Below are 15255 nucleotides of genomic sequence, written 5' to 3'. Positions count from 1 at the left end.
GCGCCCTGACGAAGAAGGGCGACGGCCACGGACGTGCAGAGTGTGGCCGGGGCAAGGCGGCTGACCCATTCGTGGGCGTGAATCACATCATGGCGGGAGCGAGAGCTCCCCGCCGCGCTTCCCGGGTGTACCCGGCGATAGGGGAGTTGCAGTGCCCGTGGCGGACGTGGAGGAACAGGCGCTCCGCCTCCGTCTCCCGGTAGGCGTCGCGGTCGCCAAGGCTGCCGACGAGGTCGATCAGCCCCGTATCGTCCTGGTGTCGCGGCCCCATCAGGGCGGCATGAGGACACGCCCCTTGGTTCTGACGCACCGTCGGATTCCGGGCACTCCCGGGCACCTGGCGGTGCACGAGATCGGGGAATCCGCGGGGTGACCTGGGGCTACTCCGGGCACACCAAGTGTCGTGATATCCCGCGTGATTCCTGTGAGACCGCAGGTCAGACGTGCTCCCTTACATTTACCCAACCCCTTCCTCTGGTACGTGATTCCGGGGCCGCGCGCCTTCGACGTCAAGCCCCTGACGTACGACCTCACCCCGTTCGCGGCCGTACTCAACGACGGGCGCCCGCACCGGATCGAGGTGTCCGTCGCCGGAGTGCCGTCCGGACAGCCGGGTTGGAGTACCCCGGCCAATCTGCTGATCTGGCAGGACCACGGCAGCAGGGTCGTCACGGGCGCCCTCACCCGTCACGAGGAGGGCACCCCCGTCAACTCGTCACGCCACACACCGGGTCCGGTGCACCGCCTGGACACGGACGGCGGCCACCGGCTCACCGTCGCCGGACATCTGAACACCTCACACGGGCGGATCACGACCACGGTCACCCGCTCGCTGACCCTTGACTCGGTCCACCGCTGGGGTGAGGGCGAGAACCCCGACGCGCTGCGGGCGCGCTGGACCGACGACGAGACCGTGGCGTCGGGCCGGACCGTCACCCGTGTGCACCGCACGTACACGATGGACGGCGAGACCACACTCGGTGCGGGAGACCGGCTGCGGACCGTGCTGACGCTCGGGGACCGGGCCGAGACCGCCGTGCGGCGCGGCGGCACGCGCATCGCCCGGTCATGGTTCGACGACACATACCGGGGCGACGCGACCTATACCGCCAATGTGCCCCGCGACCAGCGGCATGCGGTGGGCACCACATCGGAGCGCTACCGGCTGTTCGGCGCGCAGGCGCCGGGCGGCTGCTACGACCGCGCGCTGACGACGGTGCAGGGCGTCGTGACCGAGGACCGCAGGCGTTGCTGAGACGCACACGCAATCGCTGAGGCACTGCGTCTCCGTTGTCGCAGTCATCGCCGCTGTCGCTGTCGCAGCCATAGTCGTTGCCGCAGTCGTTGTCGTTGTCGTAGTGCCGGCGGATCGCCCGGACAGGACCTCGGTACGCCTCACCGCACCGGGGCCCGGGAGCCGTGCCTCAGCAGCGGTCGACGAGTGCGGACAGCAGCCCGCCGAGCGCCTCGCGCTGCTCCGCGTCGAGTGGCGCGAGGATGTCCTCGGCCGCCGACCGCCTGGCGCTGCGCAGCTCCCGCAGCGTGGCGCGGCCGCTGTCGGTGAGCTCGACTCGCACGACCCGGCGGTTGGCCGGATCCTGGACCCGACGCACCCGGCCGCTCGACTCGAGACCGTCGACCAGCGTGGTCACCGCGCGCGGGACGACCTCGAGGCGAGCGGCGAGGTCGGCCATCCGCGGAGGTACGTCGTAGTGCGCGAGAACCCTCAGCAGCCGGGACTGCGCCGGGGTGATGCCGACCGGCTCCAGATGATGCTTCTGGATCCGGTGGAGCCGTCGGGCCAGCCGCAGCAGCTGCTCGGCCAGCAGGCCGTCCGCATCGGGGGCGGGGGCGGGGGTGTTCATGCGGGAACACTATCAGGACCAGGTTCATTGTGAGTATAGGTAACAATGAGCTATGCTCCTCATGCGGTGCGGCGACCTTCGCCTCGCCGTGACCCGTTCCTTCGGAAGGAGCCCATGCGCCCTCACGACGATCCGTCCTGGACACCCCCCGATCGCCCGCTCGATCCCTCGCGGACCGCGTTCCCGGAACGCCGGCCCGCGGAGATCCGTCGCATCCTGCGGCTCTTCAGGCCCTATCGCGGCAGGCTCGCCCTCGTCGGCCTGCTCGTCGGTGCCTCGTCGCTCGTCACCGTCGTCTCGCCGTTCCTGCTCCGGGAGATCCTCGACACGGCGATCCCGCAAGCCCGCACAGGTCTGCTGTCGTTGCTCGCCCTCGGCATGATCCTCGCGGCGGTGACGACGAGCGTCTTCGGCGTGCTGCAGACGCTGATCTCGACGACCGTCGGCCAGCGGGTGATGCACGACCTGCGCACGGGCGTCTACGCCCAGCTCCAGCGCATGCCTCTCGCATTCTTCACCAGGACACGGACCGGCGAGGTCCAGTCGCGCATCGCCAACGACATCGGCGGCATGCAGGCGACGGTCACCTCCACCGCGACCTCCCTGGTCTCCAACCTCACCGCCGTGGTCGCCACGATCGTGGCGATGCTCGCCCTCGACTGGCGGCTCACCGTCGTCTCTCTCGTCCTCCTGCCGGTCTTCGTCGCGATCAGTCGCCGGGTCGGGCGGGAGCGCAAGACCATCACCACACAGCGGCAGAAGCAGATGGCGACGATGGCCTCCACGGTCACCGAATCGCTGTCGGTCAGCGGCATCCTGCTCGGCCGCACCATGGGCCGCGCCGATTCGCTCACGCGCTCGTTCTCCGACGAGTCCGAACGGCTGGTCGATCTCGAGGTCCGCTCCAGTATGGCCGGGCGATGGCGGATGGCCACCATCGGCATCGTCATGGCCGCCATGCCCGCACTCCTGTACTGGGCGGCGGGACTGACGCTCCAGAGCGGTGGCGCGGCGATCTCCCTCGGCACACTCGTCGCCTTCGTCTCGCTCCAGCAAGGTCTGTTCCGCCCGGCAGTCAGCCTGCTGTCCACCGGAGTGCAGATACAGACCTCGCTCGCGCTCTTCCAGCGGATCTTCGAGTATCTGGATCTGCCGGTGGACATCACCGAGCCCGAGAATCCGGTCCGGCTCGGGAAGGTACGCGGCGAAGTGCGCTTCGAGGACGTCGAATTCGGTTACGACACACGGCGCGGGCCGACCCTCACCGGGATCGACCTGACCGTCCCGGCGGGCGGCAGCCTGGCCGTCGTCGGGCCCACCGGATCCGGGAAGTCCACGCTCAGCTATCTCGTGCCCAGGCTGTACGACGTCACCGGCGGCCGGGTCACCCTCGACGGCGTCGACGTACGCGACCTGGACTTCGACACCCTCGCGAAGGCCGTGGGCGTGGTCTCCCAGGAGACCTACCTCTTCCATGCCTCCGTCGCCGAAAATCTGCGGTTCGCCAAACCCGACGCCACCGACGAGGAGATCGAGGCGGCGGCGCGCGCAGCCCAGATCCACGACCACATCGCGTCCCTGCCCGACGGTTACGACACCCTCGTCGGCGAGCGCGGCTACCGCTTCTCGGGCGGCGAGAAGCAGCGCCTCGCCATCGCCCGCACCATCCTGCGAGACCCGCCGGTGCTCATCCTGGACGAGGCGACCAGTGCCCTCGACACCCGTACCGAACACGCGGTGCAGCAGGCGATCGACGCCCTCTCGGCGGGACGGACCACCATCACCATCGCCCATCGGCTCTCGACGGTGCGGGAAGCCGACGAGATCGTCGTGCTGGACGGAGGCCGGATCGCGGAACGCGGAAGCCACGTCGACCTGATGGACCGGGACGCCCGCTATGCGGCACTGGTGCGACGGGATGCGGAGCCGGCGACGGTCACCGCCTAATAGGTCCTGAAGCAGAGAGGGAACGTGGCCTCGTTGAACGGCAGTTCCCCAGTACCGGAGCACAGGACGCCGAGGCTCAGGTCAGTAGCAGGCCGATCCCGATCAACATCGCCATGCACGCCAGCGCCGCAACCAGCCAGATGGTGCGCGTACCTGCGTCGCGGAGGCGAAGCGCGAGGGCCAGTGGGCCGATCGGGGTGGTCTTCTTGCTCATGGCGATCTCCTTGGTGAACTGGATGAGCCGGACAGGACCTAGGGGGATCAGGAGGTGTCATGTCGCAGAGCGTCCCGCAGCCGTTGCAGTCGACGACGCCGGGATTGCGCCCGGACAAGGACGAGTACGGCTACGGCGACAAGGGCGACGCCGCCCAGGCCGGTGGCCACTGACCCGGCCGTGGTGCCGCGTGCCGCGGCAAGGGCCGTCCCGGCCATGCCGGTCACCACGGTGGCGACGAGGGCGAGCCGGGCCCCCAGCACCCGGTCCCGGGCGAACAGCGGTCGGCGCCTGCTCAGCACCCAACCCGCGAAGGCGGCCCAAGCCAGGCCGATGGCGATCAGCCCGCCGAAGGCGGCCTGGGTGCGCGCAGGAAGCGGATGCGGCTCGGTGACCCACAGCACCGTGATCAGCGCCGACGCGCACCCTCCCGCCAGACCCACCGCCACATGGCGCATGCGGGAGCGCAGCGAGACTTCCGCAGCCAGCGCGCGCTCGAGTTTCTTGGGCACACCCCGCTGAGCCGCGGGGTTCTCCTCGCTCATACCTCGTATCCCCTCTCGGCGAGGACGCTTCGCAACATGCGCCGCGCGCGGTGCAGCCTGCTCTTGACCGTGCCGGTCGGCACACCGAGCACCTCCGCACAGGCAGTCAGAGGCAGATCCTGCAGGTGGAAGAGGATCAGGACCTCACGCTCCGGGGGTGGCAGCTCGCTCAGACCGGATTCCACCTGCATCGTCGTCAGCACGCCGCTGAGCGAGTCGTCCTCGACGGCGCCCACCTCCTCCGCGGACGTCTCCGAAGCCTGGTACGCCTGCCGCAGATGGTCGGCGACCGTGCGCCGGGCGATGGTGAACAGCCACGGGGCGAACCGCTCCGGTTGCCGCAGCCGCGGCAGTCCGCGGACCACGGCGACCCAGGTCTCCTGGGCGAGATCGTCCGCGAGATGCGGGGAGCCGACCATGCCCCGCACATAGCGCCACAACGGCGCATGCCAGACGCGGACCAGCTCGCCGAACGCCGCACGTTCCCCGAGCTGGCAGCGCACCACCAGCAGTCCGTCGCGTCGCCCCTCGCCGCTCATCGCACCCCCTTGCCCCGCGCCACGTTCCACCGTGACAGTCGGCATCCGGGGCAGAAAGGTTCACGGGGCCCTCAGCGACCGGTCGGGAGCTCTGCGGCACTCGTCAACGGCGGGTCAGAAGATTCCTGGCGCGGCACTCGTGACCTGTACCGCCGTCACCTGCGACGGGGTGCGCGCCAGCAGGCGCCGGATCTCACGCACCGCTGCGCGGCCCGCGCGATTCGCGCCGATCGTCGAAGCCGACGGACCGTAGCCGACGAGATGGACGCGCTCGTCCCGCACCGCACGAGTGCCGTCCAGGGCGATACCGCCCCCCGGCTCGCGCAGCCTGAGCGGGGCCAGATGGTCGATCGCGGCCCGGAAACCCGTGGCCCACAGGATGACGTCCGCCGCGACCGTACGACCGTCGTTCCAGGCCGGACCGCTCGGGGTGATCCGGTCGAACATCGGCAGCCGGTCCAGTACGCCCTGGGCCTGAGCGCGCCGGATCGCGTCGTTCAGCGGCAGCCCGGTCACGGACACCACGCTCTGCGGAGGCAGCCCGCGCCGGACCCGCTCCTCCACCAGTGCGACGGCGGCCCGGCCCTGCATTTCACCGAAGGGGCCCTCGCGGAAGACCGGTGGGCGGCGGGTCACCCATGTGGTCTCCGCCGCCACATCCGCGATCTCCATCAGATGCTGGGTGCCCGACGCGCCGCCGCCCACCACGACCACCCGCAGGCCCGCGAACGCCTCCGGTCCCGGATAGTCCGCCGTGTGCAACTGACGGCCACGGAAGGTCTCCTGGCCGGGATAGCGAGGCCAGAACGGGCGGTCCCAGGTGCCGGTGGCGTTGATGAGCGCACGCGTGGCGTACGTGCCCTCCGACGACTCCACCCGCAGTCGCCCGCCCTCGGCCTCACGCACGGCACGCACGTCCACGGGGCGGTGCACCCGCAGCCCGAAGATGCGCTCGTATCGGGTGAAGTAGCCGCCGATGACCTCGGAGGACGGGCGGCTCTCGTCGGCGCCGGCCAGCTCCATGCCGGGCAGGGCGTGCATCCCGTGCACCTTGCCGTAGGTGAGCGAGGGCCAGCGGTGCTGCCAGGCACCGCCGGGCCGCGGTGAGTGGTCGAGGACCACGAAGTCCACATCGGGGCGCAGCCCCGCACGTCGCAGGTGATACGCGGCGGACAGTCGGGCCTGTCCGGCGCCGATGACGACCACGTCCACGGCCCGTTCCCCAAAGTAGTTCACGCTTCCACTAACTATGGAGAGGTCAAGGCTCTTCCCACCGCCGCGGGCGCCCGTGGTCTCAGAAGAAGTTCACGCCCTGTGCGAGCGGCAGCTCGTCGGAGTAGTTCACGGTGTTCGTCGCCCGGCGCATATAGGCACGCCAGGCGTCCGAGCCGGACTCCCGCCCGCCACCGGTCTCCTTCTCACCGCCGAACGCACCGCCGATCTCGGCCCCCGAGGTGCCGATGTTCACATTGGCGATCCCGCAGTCGGAGCCGTCCACGGCCAGGAACCGCTCCGCCTCGCGCTGGCTCCCGGTGAAGATCGACGACGACAGCCCCTGGGGGACCCCGTTGTGCAGTTCGATCGCCTCGTCCAGCGTCCGGCAGGTCAGGACGTACAGGACGGGGGCGAACGTCTCCTCACGCACGATCGCCGTCTGAGCGGGCATCCTGACCATCGCCGGGCGCACATACGCGGCGTCCGGGACCAGGTCGCGCAGCTGACGGTCACCTCCCGTCAGCACCTTGCCGCCGTCCGCCTGCGCCCGCTCCAGTGCGTGGGCCATCGTGTCGTACGCGGCTGCCGAGATCAGCGGGCCCACGAGTGTGTCCGGGTGGAAGGGATCACCCACCGGAAGCCGCCGGTAGGCGTGCACGATCCTCTCCACCAATTCGTCCGCGATCTCCTCGTGCACGATCAGCCGGCGCAGTGTGGTGCAGCGCTGCCCCGCAGTCCCGGCCGCCGAGAACACGATGCCGCGGACCGCGAGAGCGGGATCGGCGGAGGGCATGACGACCGCGGCGTTGTTGCCGCCGAGCTCGAGCAGACAGCGGCCGAAGCGGGCGGCCACCCGTGGCCCCACCTCGCGCCCCATCCGTACCGACCCGGTGGCGCTGACGAGCGCCACCCGCGCATCGTCGACGAGCAGCTCGCCGCATTCCCTGCCGCCCAGCAGCAGCCGGTGCACGCCCTCGGGGGCGCCGGTGTCCGCCGCGGCCCGGCTCAGCAGCGCGTCACAGGCCAGGGCGGTGAGCGGGGTCAGCTCGGACGGTTTCCACACCACCGTGTCACCGCAGACCAACGCGATCGCCGTGTTCCACGACCACACCGCCACCGGGAAGTTGAACGCGGAGATCACACCCACCACGCCCAGCGGATGCCAGCTCTCGGAGAGCCGGTGCCCAGGGCGCTCCGACGCCATCGTGCGCCCGTGGAGCTGCCGCGAGAGCCCGACGGCGAAGTCGCAGATGTCGATCATCTCCTGTACTTCGCCGAGCGCCTCCGAGCGGATCTTTCCGGCCTCGATGGTGACCAGGTCCGCCAGGTCCCCCTTGTGTGCCGACAGCAGTTCGCCCAGACGTTTGACCAGGGCGCCCCGTTGTGGAGCCGGAACCGTACGCCACCGTCCGTACGCGGCCCGAGCCGCGGCGACCGCCGTGGCGGCGTCATCGGCGGTGGCGGCGGGCAGGGTGAGCAGTGTGCCGCCGGTCAGCGGTGTACGGGCGGTGACCCCCGTGCCGGAGGCCGGTGGCTGTGCGCCGCAGCGGCGCAGGGCTTCCACGGCGCGCGCCCGCAGCGCCTCGGTGTCGGGAGGTGCGGTGGTGGTCATGCGTCGCTCTCCTCGGTTCGTGCACGCGCGGGCCCCGGCGTCAGACCGCTGCGAGGGCCCGGCGGGCCGTGTTCAGGGAGTGGTTCTGCTGCGTGGCGTACAGGTCGAAGGAGTCGTGCACCGTGCGCCCGATCGCCCCGGACATCCATTCCTGGTCGTAGTGGGCGCCTGCCCGGGTGGAGTCATGGGCACCGGGATCGGTGAGGTTCGACTGGAAGATCCCGGCCGCGGACCGCGGCAGGAAGTCCTCGTAGACGATGGGCCGCGCGGTCAGCCAGCCCTCGTCGAGCAGTGCGGCGAGAGTGTCGGGAGGCCGCCGTCCGTCCCGGGGCCGGTCCGGGACCACCGCGTAGGTGAAGAACCCGAGCCCGTCCAGGGCGAGTCGGCGTTCGGTGCGCGGGAAGTGCGCGGTCCACTCCCCGGCCGGGCGGTCCACGAGCCGGTCGTACAGGGCGCGGCCTTCGCGGCTGAGCGCGATGCCGCGGGCCTCGACCTCCCCGAAGCGCACCCTCAGTGCGCCGGTGGTGACACTGCCGTCGGCCTCGCGGAACGTGCGAGGCTCCGCCAGCGCCCGGAAGGACGTCTGACGAAGCAGCACATCGGGTCCGTCCCAGCGGGGCGGCCCCTGGATCCGGTCGATCATCGCGATCCCGCGCTCTTCCATCCGCCGGTAGAGGTCGTCGATGTCGAGGACCCGCGGGGTGAGATGGTTGACGTGCGTGGAGGTCACCCCGCCGATGTCGGCGGCGACCGCCGAGACCTTTTCCAGCTCGGCGTACCAAGCACGGTCCACCGGCTCCGGTGACAGCGTGAATGCGGCCACCGCCAGGCTGAGGAACCGCTCCGCCTGCTCATCGGGCAGACCCGTCTCCTTCTCGGCCCGCACCGCCAGTTCCAGCAGCTCGGGCGGGAAGAGCCGGCGGCGCGCCAGGAACGTCTCCAGCCGGCGCTCCAGGCCGGCGTCGAAGAAGCGGCGGTCCGCGGGCGTCAGCATCGAGGTGAAGACCCGGAACGGGTTGCGCTCCAGCTCCACGGGCAGGACCGGCCGGAAGGCGGTGGATACGACCGGCACGGCACTGCTCGCGGCGTCACGGAGATCGTAGAAGCCCACCGGTTCCATACCGAGGGCGGCGAAGATCTGAGCCGCCTGGCGCAGTTCGCGCGGTGTGCCGACACGGATGGCACCGTGCCGCTCCGCGGTGACCCGTCCGATGCTGCCGAGCCGCTCCGCGCTCTCGCCGCGGGTGCGCAGCACCGTCTCGTTCACCTGACCGGCGACATCGACCAGTGTCGTGTACGCGGGGACCTCCGTGCCGTACATCGCGGACAGACGGCGGGCGAACGCCGCGCGCAACCGCCAGGTGGGGATACGGGAATCCATGGGCACCTCCAGGCGGCCTCGGGGCTGGCAGCGGGCCCCGCGGCGGCGGGCGCGGGGGAGCAGGCGCGCAGAGGGGGCGGAGGGCGTGAGAGGGCTGCGGCAGGGGAGGGTGCGGACGGTTCCGCCGCGGGCGTACGAGCAGAGTCGCGAGCCATGAGGCCATGGTGACCGCCGATGGTTGCTCCCGTCCATGGAGCGCCGCGACACGGGTGGGGCGCCGGTCCTTCCCGGGTGCGGGGCGCGGGACGATGGACGTATGCCCCAAGCCTTCACCACCAGAGTCCTGAACGTGACCACCGGTTCGTCCGAGACCGTGACCGATCTGACCGGCGAATGCCGGCGGTTCCTCGAGGAGACGGCGGCGGGCCGCGACGGTCTCCTCCACGTCTTTGTGCCGCATGCGACCGCCGGCATCGCCCTGATCGAGACGGGCGCCGGAAGCGACGAGGACCTGTTGGCCAGCCTCCACGGCCTGCTGCCCGCCGACGACCGCTACCGGCACCGCCACGGCAGCCCCGGGCACGGGCGGGACCACGTCCTGCCGGCCCTCGTGCCCCCGTATGCGACCGTGCCCGTCATCGACGGCCGGATGGAGCTCGGTACCTGGCAGTCGGTGTGTCTCGTCGACACCAATAAAGACAAAGACAACCGTCAAGTGCGGTTGAGCTTCCTGGGCTGATCGAGTCGATCAAGATCGTCCTGGGTGTGGCCGCCGATTCTCCTTACGCTCCGGCGAAACGGGAGAAAGTTGCGCGGTACCACCATGGACGAGATCGAGCGGCCGTACGACGGCTGCGGAAAGTGCCTGCTCGGAGTACGCCGACTGTCGCGGGTCAAGGCCGCCACGACCTCGCCGGAGCGGCAGCGGGAGGACGTGCTGACGGCCGCTGCGGCCATCGGCGGGCACATTATCGAATGGGCGGACGACTGGGAGGTGTCCGGCGCCACCGACCCGATGACCCGTCCGAAGCTCGGCCCGTGGCTCCGCGACGAGCGGGGCAAGTACGACGGGCTGGTTGCCGCGGCCGTCGACCGGCTCGGCCGCAACGTGGTCGACTGCCTCAACACCGGCTACAAGATGCGCGACGAGGGCAAGCTCCTCGTCACCTACGGCCACGAGGGCGTCTGGAACCTCGACGACCCGGTTGGGTACAGGCGCGCGCCGTCGGGGATGGGAGAGCTCGGATGGCCCCGGGGTTACGCCGATTCGACGGCGTTGCCTACGGCACGGCTGACGCGATCGCGGAGCGCGTCGGTTGAGAGATATGAGAGTGCCCCGGCCAGCGAATCGAGTGCGGAGGCGAACCGGCCCTCCTGCTGGCGAAGGTGGGCGTCAAGCAAGGAGACCACGGCACCCGTGGCGCTGCGGCGGGCCTGCCGTGCGTACAGCACGGTGAGGGAGAAGGCCCAGCAGGCGTGAAGGAAGCCGTATACGGGGCGAGGAGTTCCCCGCCAGGGGGAGAAGAAGGTGACGTCGGCGGGAAGGCCCACGTCATGCGCGGCCAGGGCGTCGTTGAGCCAGTTGTGGGCGGCCTCGTGGATCAGGTCGCGGGCTAGGACCTCGGGGTGGGCGGTGTAGTCGGTGAAGACGGTGCCAGGGAGGCGGGTCAGGGCCCAGCTGCGGAGGGTCTCATCCAGCCGGCGGCGGTTGAGTAGGCAGACGACGGGGGCGTGCTGAGTGAGCAGTGTGCCGAAGCCGTGCTCGGTGGCGGAGGCAAGCGCGGCGCGCACGAGCGCCTGGGCTTCGGGCAGGGGAGGGCTGGTGTCGGGGCGGATGAGGTAGTACGCGGTTTCGGAGATCTCCGAACGGAGCAGGTTCTCGGGCCGCGGGCTGAGCACGATGTGCGGGCCGGCGGACAGGTGGGTCAGGTCTCGCGTCGTCGTCTTCCGGTACCAGACGAGGAGGTCCGTGTTCCGGGCGCGCGCGGCTTGCTCGGCACCTTCAAGTAGGTGGTGGGCCACGGCGTAGTCGAGGGCGGACGAGCCGAGGCCGTTGCCGAGTACGGAGGCGATGCGGCTGGTCCGGAGGTGCTGGTGGCCGGCGATGTCATCGAGGGTGACCAGAGCTTCCGGGGACAGGGTGCTCATCTGGACTCCAGGTGTGGACCGGGGCCGGACCCGGCTGGGTCCGGCCCCGGTAGCGGGTCAGGCCGTGGTGGTGGGCTCGGTGGCGTCTGGCTCCACCGTGGCGGCGAGCCAGGTCTCGGTGGCCGCGTTGGAGGTGTGCGCGGTCGTGCGCACCGTGTCGCTGTCACGCAGGGACGCGACCGCCTCCAGGAACTCGTCGAATGTCTTGTCGTCTGCCACTGCTCGCTCTCTCCTCTGATCGGGGCCGTGGGTTGGCGGTGAGGGGGTGGGAGGGACGGCGGACCACGGGGTCCGTTCATGGCGGGTTGCCTGCTCACTCGGAGACGAAGAGCGTGAGGAACTTGCGCACACGGCCGGTGCGGACGGGCTCCGTGCCGTGGACGAGTTGGCTGCCGAAGACCACGAGCGTTCCCGGAGAGGGGGCGACGCTCCATCGAGTGCGCGGCATGCTGCGGAACCAGGGGGAGGACATGTCCGTCCCCTCGTGTGCGAAGCGCATCCCCGGGGCGTAACCCGACCCTGTCGGCGCCTTGTCCGTGGTCCAGATGGTGTCGCTACCCGTGGTCTCCACGTAGAACGCGCCGCCGGTGTCCTGGATGTCCGTGAGCGTGACCGTCGCGGCGGCGATCTGGCGGGGACGGGTGAGGGGATCGGGGGCGATGCCGTCAGCATGTGGCGTGATGTACTGGCCGGCGCCGTACTCGACGTAGATCCACGGCCGGTGGCTGGTGACCGACGGCAGGGTGCGCGTGATGGCGGCCATGTGGAGCTTCAGGGCCTGGTCGAGGAGGGCGGTCGCCTCGTGCGGGATCTCGGTCATCTCGATCCGGCCGGCCGGCTCGTAGACGTCCTGCGCCTCGGCGGGGGAGTGACCGGGGATCTCGTGGATGGTGGTGTGGCGGCCCGTGCCGTACCGGTCGCGTCCGAGGGGGCCGAGCATGTCATCCATGACGAGGTTGAGTCGCTCGATCTCGTCCGGCTTGATGAAGCCCTCCACAGTGCGGATGGACAGGGTCTCGGCGATGTGGATCATTGCTCACCTCCGCACGCGCAGGGGGTGGAGAGCGGGGCAGTGGCGGCTTCGGCCAGGGCCACCGTGAGTACGCGCACTGCCTGGGCGAGGTCCTCGAAGTACTCGGCAGGCGTGGTGCCGGCACCGGGAAGAAGATGGAGGTCGAGCGTCGGGTACATCCGGCCGGTGGTGCGGCACGTGAGTTCGCTGCGACCGAGGACCAGCGAACACGCGCCCGGCAGGGAGGACTCGGCTCGGCTGGCGGCACGGCACAGGCGCGTCGCTGTGCGCGCGTACTCAGCGCGGTCGCGCGGCAGGATGCCGACCGACAGGAAGCGGGGCTCGGCTCCGGGGAGGTCGGCGTAGGCGTGGCCCTGGCAGCTGTCATAGGTGACGGTGTTCCAGCCCGCGGTGAGCGCGTCGACGACCGGACGGACGCCGGGCTCGATGCCCTCGTACCACTGGGGATGATGGGGGTCGAGATCGTCCGCCTCGTGCACGCCGGGCAGACCGACCGTGTTGATGTTCCCGTCGGCGCTGACCTGGAGACGCGCGGGCGTGCGGGGCACGGTGGGGTCGTCCCAGCGGGCCAGGAAGGCAGCGACGTGGTGCATGTCGTTGGGGCGGACGGGACGCCAGCGCAGCCGGGAACAGGAGGCAGGGGGTGGGAGGTCCGGCTGGGCGAGCAGGGCGGTGACGCCGTCGATCAGGCGCATGCGGTGGTCGCAGTACGCGTCTTCGTCGCCCGCGGCGGCGAAGCGGAGGCGGACCGCCGGGCAGCCCGCGCCGCAGGTGTCGCGGTAGTCGCAGGTCGTGCAACTCGTGACCAGGGAGCGTGCCTGCTGAAGCAGGGGAGAGCTGACCTGGGCGCCGGCCACGTCCGCCTCAGCGTGTACGTCGCCGAGCGTGGTCAGGCCGGCCTGCGGCCAGGGCAGCTCGTCACAGCTTCCCAGGCGGTCATCGGGGTAAAGGGTGAGGACGTGGTCACACTTCAGGTCGGAGAAGTGACAGGAACGGGTTTGCAGACCCCTCAGACGGCGGATGACGGAGACGACGGGTTCCAGCTTGACGCGGCGGAACAGGCCGTCGGCGACCCAGTGGTGGGCGGCCTCCAACACGAAGTCGGCATACTGACGAGGCGTGACGGCCCAGGCCGGGCCGGTGGGGCCGATAGCCCGTCGCTGGAGTGCCCGACTGGTCGGCGTACGGGATCCGGCCACCGTGGTCGACCGGGTGACCGCCGCGTCGAAGCACGGCACCAGGCTGACCGTCGTCACGGCGGGAAAGGAGGCGAGGTGCTCCATGACCTCGGAGGCCCGGCCGAGGACGTACGGGGTGACGGCGCAGATGACGCCGACGCGGCGTTGCCGACGGCCCAGGAGTTCCAGGGCTTCGACCACTCGGGGGTACGTCGGGCGGCCGTCGTAGCCCACACGCCACGAGTTCCCGAGTGCGTCCCCGTCGAGGGAGATGCCGATCTCCAGCTCCGGGCAGTGCCGCTCGAACAGGTCCAGCCAGGCGTCGTCGAGCTGGAGGCCGTTGGTCTGGAGGCTCACGCGGATGACGTTCGGCTGTCCGGCGAGCGCGTCCAGGATCTCCGCGATCCGTTCCCGGCCGGCGGTCAGGGGCTCCCCGCCGTGGAGTTCGACGCTGAGCGGACGCCCGGAGAAGATCGAACCGAGGCGGTGGACCTGTGCCGCGCTGATACGGGCGCCGCCCGGAGACTCCTTGCGCTTCTCGAAGCAGTACAGGCAGTCGATGTCGCAGGTCTCTCCCCGGAGCTTGAGGATGACGGAGACCGCCGTGTCCGGGCCGGTGCTCGACAACGGGGCGTAGAGACTCTCCAGGTCCGTGGGTGCGGTGCGGGTGACGGGCATCATGAGGACTCCCGAGGAGGAGAGGCGCGGTCTACGCGCCATCGGTGGAGACCGTGGACAGCCACCCGAGAAGCTGTCCGCCAGTGATGGGGAGGTGGACGTCGCCGCGGCGAAGGAACCACCCGTCGGCGTACCGCTGGGGCAGCCAGCCGGCATCGGGGGCAACCAGGTTGGGAGGCTCCTGCACCGGGTCGTCGACGGGCCAGCAGCCCAGGAGCGCTCTTGCCACGCGTCGCTGAACCGGACGGAACCACTCCCACGTTTCCGCGCGGGCTGGGTCGATCGACGGACTGAACGGAGCGCCGGCAAGCAGCGGTAGCCACTTGTCGCCCAGAACCGGATGACCAGCCGCCGCGCACTCGAGCGCGGTGAGGCAGGTCTCCAGCTTCCGGCACACGACGCCGGCCGATTCGGCGAGGCCGTCCTCGACGAGGCCGGTCAGGTCCTCGGCCAGACTCGTAGCGACCTCGGCCTGGTCGGCGACCGCCCAGCGTCGGTAGCCCTGGCGCTCCCCGGGATCGAGCACCGGACCCCAGCGTCCGGAGTCGTACGAGAGAGCGGTGCGCAGACACACGAGGTCGCCCATCGAGGCGCGTACCCGGCGGAACGATCCGAGGTCGTCGCGGCGGACGTCGAAGGAGCGGAGCAGGTGACGGAGTTCCTCCGCCCGCTGCGGCGCCTCTGCCTGGAGGTCGACACGGACGCCGTCCACGATGCGCGACTCCCACGCCGGTAGGGCGCCGTCCACGATGCCACGCAGGTCGATGTCGCTCGCCGCGTGTGCGAATCCGCAGGCGAGGGCTCCCTCCAGCCAGACCTCGCGGGCCTCGCCGGACGCGAGTAGCGCCTGGGCGACTCTGTCGGCGATCTCCCGGCGCAGTCGTGCCGATGGGTTCACCGGGGCCTCCCTTGATCAGGATCTTGTCGGCAGCGGTGATCTCCCTGAGGAGATCTATGGCC

General features: G+C 70.6%; 16 protein-coding genes and 1 pseudogene. 4 read left to right on the top strand and 13 right to left on the bottom strand.

All coding sequences use genetic code 11. From position 1 onward, the window contains the following. Window positions 1–82: 82 nt before the first annotated feature. On the bottom strand, window positions 83–271 hold the full coding sequence (locus ACTWOL_RS03280) for a hypothetical protein (RefSeq protein ID WP_474294107.1): 189 nt from the start codon (window positions 269–271) through the stop codon (window positions 83–85). Window positions 272–403: 132 nt separating this feature from the next. Here ACTWOL_RS03280 and ACTWOL_RS03275 point away from each other — a divergent pair, with 132 nt between their 5' ends. Next, a complete protein-coding gene (locus ACTWOL_RS03275) occupies window positions 404–1255 on the top strand; it encodes a peptide-N4-asparagine amidase (protein WP_474294105.1) in 852 nt (283 codons plus the stop codon). 169 nt (window positions 1256–1424) lie between these two features. Here the strand turns inward: ACTWOL_RS03275 and ACTWOL_RS03270 are convergent, their stop codons facing one another. Next, on the bottom strand, window positions 1425–1865 hold the full coding sequence (locus ACTWOL_RS03270) for a MarR family winged helix-turn-helix transcriptional regulator (RefSeq protein WP_474294103.1): 441 nt from the start codon (window positions 1863–1865) through the stop codon (window positions 1425–1427). Window positions 1866–1979: 114 nt separating this feature from the next. Between ACTWOL_RS03270 and ACTWOL_RS03265 the strand changes: the two genes are divergently transcribed. Continuing rightward, window positions 1980–3812 (top strand): ABC transporter ATP-binding protein, encoded by a 1833-nt coding sequence (locus tag ACTWOL_RS03265; RefSeq protein ID WP_474294101.1) that lies wholly within the window; start codon window positions 1980–1982, stop codon window positions 3810–3812. A gap of 76 nt (window positions 3813–3888) precedes the next feature. Here ACTWOL_RS03265 and ACTWOL_RS03260 read toward each other — a convergent pair whose 3' ends face one another. The 6 genes from ACTWOL_RS03260 to hglS all read right to left on the bottom strand — a co-directional run bounded on the left by ACTWOL_RS03260 (window position 3889) and on the right by hglS (window position 9318). Then, the gene (locus ACTWOL_RS03260) at window positions 3889–4026 is read right to left on the bottom strand and encodes a hypothetical protein (RefSeq protein WP_474294099.1); all 138 of its coding nucleotides are present in this window, start codon (window positions 4024–4026) and stop codon (window positions 3889–3891) included. Window positions 4027–4073: 47 nt separating this feature from the next. Continuing rightward, entirely contained in the window at window positions 4074–4571 is a 498-nt protein-coding gene (locus tag ACTWOL_RS03255) for a hypothetical protein (protein WP_474294097.1), read from the bottom strand. Then, window positions 4568–5110, bottom strand: coding sequence for an RNA polymerase sigma factor (locus tag ACTWOL_RS03250; RefSeq protein ID WP_474294095.1), 543 nt, complete (start codon window positions 5108–5110; stop codon window positions 4568–4570). The genes ACTWOL_RS03255 and ACTWOL_RS03250 overlap by 4 nt, the downstream gene beginning before the upstream one ends. Before the next feature lie 114 nt (window positions 5111–5224). Further along, window positions 5225–6346, bottom strand: coding sequence for an NAD(P)-binding domain-containing protein (locus ACTWOL_RS03245; RefSeq protein WP_474294091.1), 1122 nt, complete (start codon window positions 6344–6346; stop codon window positions 5225–5227). Between the two features lie 58 nt (window positions 6347–6404). Further along, window positions 6405–7937, bottom strand: coding sequence for an L-piperidine-6-carboxylate dehydrogenase (amaB, locus tag ACTWOL_RS03240; protein ID WP_474294089.1), 1533 nt, complete (start codon window positions 7935–7937; stop codon window positions 6405–6407). Between the two features lie 40 nt (window positions 7938–7977). After that, window positions 7978–9318: a 2-oxoadipate dioxygenase/decarboxylase gene (gene hglS / locus ACTWOL_RS03235; protein ID WP_474294087.1), complete on the bottom strand. Its 1341-nt coding sequence runs from the start codon at window positions 9316–9318 to the stop codon at window positions 7978–7980. A 256-nt stretch (window positions 9319–9574) separates the two neighbouring features. Between hglS and ACTWOL_RS03230 the strand changes: the two genes are divergently transcribed. Then, entirely contained in the window at window positions 9575–9997 is a 423-nt protein-coding gene (locus ACTWOL_RS03230) for a secondary thiamine-phosphate synthase enzyme YjbQ (protein WP_474294085.1), read from the top strand. A gap of 84 nt (window positions 9998–10081) precedes the next feature. Beyond that, window positions 10082–10417: pseudogene (locus ACTWOL_RS03225) on the top strand (recombinase family protein); the annotation flags it as partial. A 98-nt stretch (window positions 10418–10515) separates the two neighbouring features. On the opposite strand, the gene ACTWOL_RS03220 reads toward ACTWOL_RS03225, so the two are convergent. From ACTWOL_RS03220 to ACTWOL_RS03200, 5 genes are all read right to left on the bottom strand, one after another. Beyond that, window positions 10516–11406: an aKG-HExxH-type peptide beta-hydroxylase gene (locus tag ACTWOL_RS03220; RefSeq protein ID WP_474294083.1), complete on the bottom strand. Its 891-nt coding sequence runs from the start codon at window positions 11404–11406 to the stop codon at window positions 10516–10518. Between the two features lie 57 nt (window positions 11407–11463). Beyond that, window positions 11464–11625 carry a hypothetical protein gene (locus ACTWOL_RS03215; protein WP_269730655.1) on the bottom strand — a complete coding sequence of 54 codons (162 nt, stop codon included), beginning with the start codon at window positions 11623–11625 and terminating at the stop codon, window positions 11464–11466. Window positions 11626–11719: 94 nt separating this feature from the next. Continuing rightward, window positions 11720–12439: a 2OG-Fe(II) oxygenase gene (locus ACTWOL_RS03210; protein WP_474294081.1), complete on the bottom strand. Its 720-nt coding sequence runs from the start codon at window positions 12437–12439 to the stop codon at window positions 11720–11722. Beyond that, window positions 12436–14337, bottom strand: coding sequence for a radical SAM protein (locus tag ACTWOL_RS03205; RefSeq protein ID WP_474294079.1), 1902 nt, complete (start codon window positions 14335–14337; stop codon window positions 12436–12438). Before ACTWOL_RS03205 ends, ACTWOL_RS03210 begins: the two co-directional genes overlap by 4 nt. Then, complete coding sequence (locus ACTWOL_RS03200) at window positions 14327–15193, bottom strand: hypothetical protein (RefSeq protein WP_474294077.1); 867 nt, start codon at window positions 15191–15193, stop codon at window positions 14327–14329. Before ACTWOL_RS03200 ends, ACTWOL_RS03205 begins: the two co-directional genes overlap by 11 nt. Between the last annotated feature and the right edge of the window lie 62 nt (window positions 15194–15255).

The organism is Micromonospora sp. IBHARD003 (assembly GCF_056106285.1).
The sequence above is the reverse complement of the archived record's forward strand: the minus strand, read 5'-3'. Positions and strand labels throughout refer to the sequence as shown.

Coding starts and splice junctions, on each gene's coding strand:
- ACTWOL_RS03205 (WP_474294079.1), bottom strand. CDS start 14,337: ATGGCGCGTAGACCGCGCCTCTCCTCCTCGGGAGTCCTCATGATGCCC.
- ACTWOL_RS03265 (WP_474294101.1), top strand. CDS start 1,980: ATGCGCCCTCACGACGATCCGTCCTGGACACCCCCCGATCGCCCGCTC.
- ACTWOL_RS03220 (WP_474294083.1), bottom strand. CDS start 11,406: ATGAGCACCCTGTCCCCGGAAGCTCTGGTCACCCTCGATGACATCGCC.
- ACTWOL_RS03260 (WP_474294099.1), bottom strand. CDS start 4,026: ATGAGCAAGAAGACCACCCCGATCGGCCCACTGGCCCTCGCGCTTCGC.
- ACTWOL_RS03255 (WP_474294097.1), bottom strand. CDS start 4,571: ATGAGCGAGGAGAACCCCGCGGCTCAGCGGGGTGTGCCCAAGAAACTC.
- amaB (WP_474294089.1), bottom strand. CDS start 7,937: ATGACCACCACCGCACCTCCCGACACCGAGGCGCTGCGGGCGCGCGCC.
- ACTWOL_RS03230 (WP_474294085.1), top strand. CDS start 9,575: ATGCCCCAAGCCTTCACCACCAGAGTCCTGAACGTGACCACCGGTTCG.
- ACTWOL_RS03280 (WP_474294107.1), bottom strand. CDS start 271: ATGGGGCCGCGACACCAGGACGATACGGGGCTGATCGACCTCGTCGGC.
- ACTWOL_RS03250 (WP_474294095.1), bottom strand. CDS start 5,110: ATGAGCGGCGAGGGGCGACGCGACGGACTGCTGGTGGTGCGCTGCCAG.
- ACTWOL_RS03270 (WP_474294103.1), bottom strand. CDS start 1,865: ATGAACACCCCCGCCCCCGCCCCCGATGCGGACGGCCTGCTGGCCGAG.
- hglS (WP_474294087.1), bottom strand. CDS start 9,318: ATGGATTCCCGTATCCCCACCTGGCGGTTGCGCGCGGCGTTCGCCCGC.
- ACTWOL_RS03210 (WP_474294081.1), bottom strand. CDS start 12,439: ATGATCCACATCGCCGAGACCCTGTCCATCCGCACTGTGGAGGGCTTC.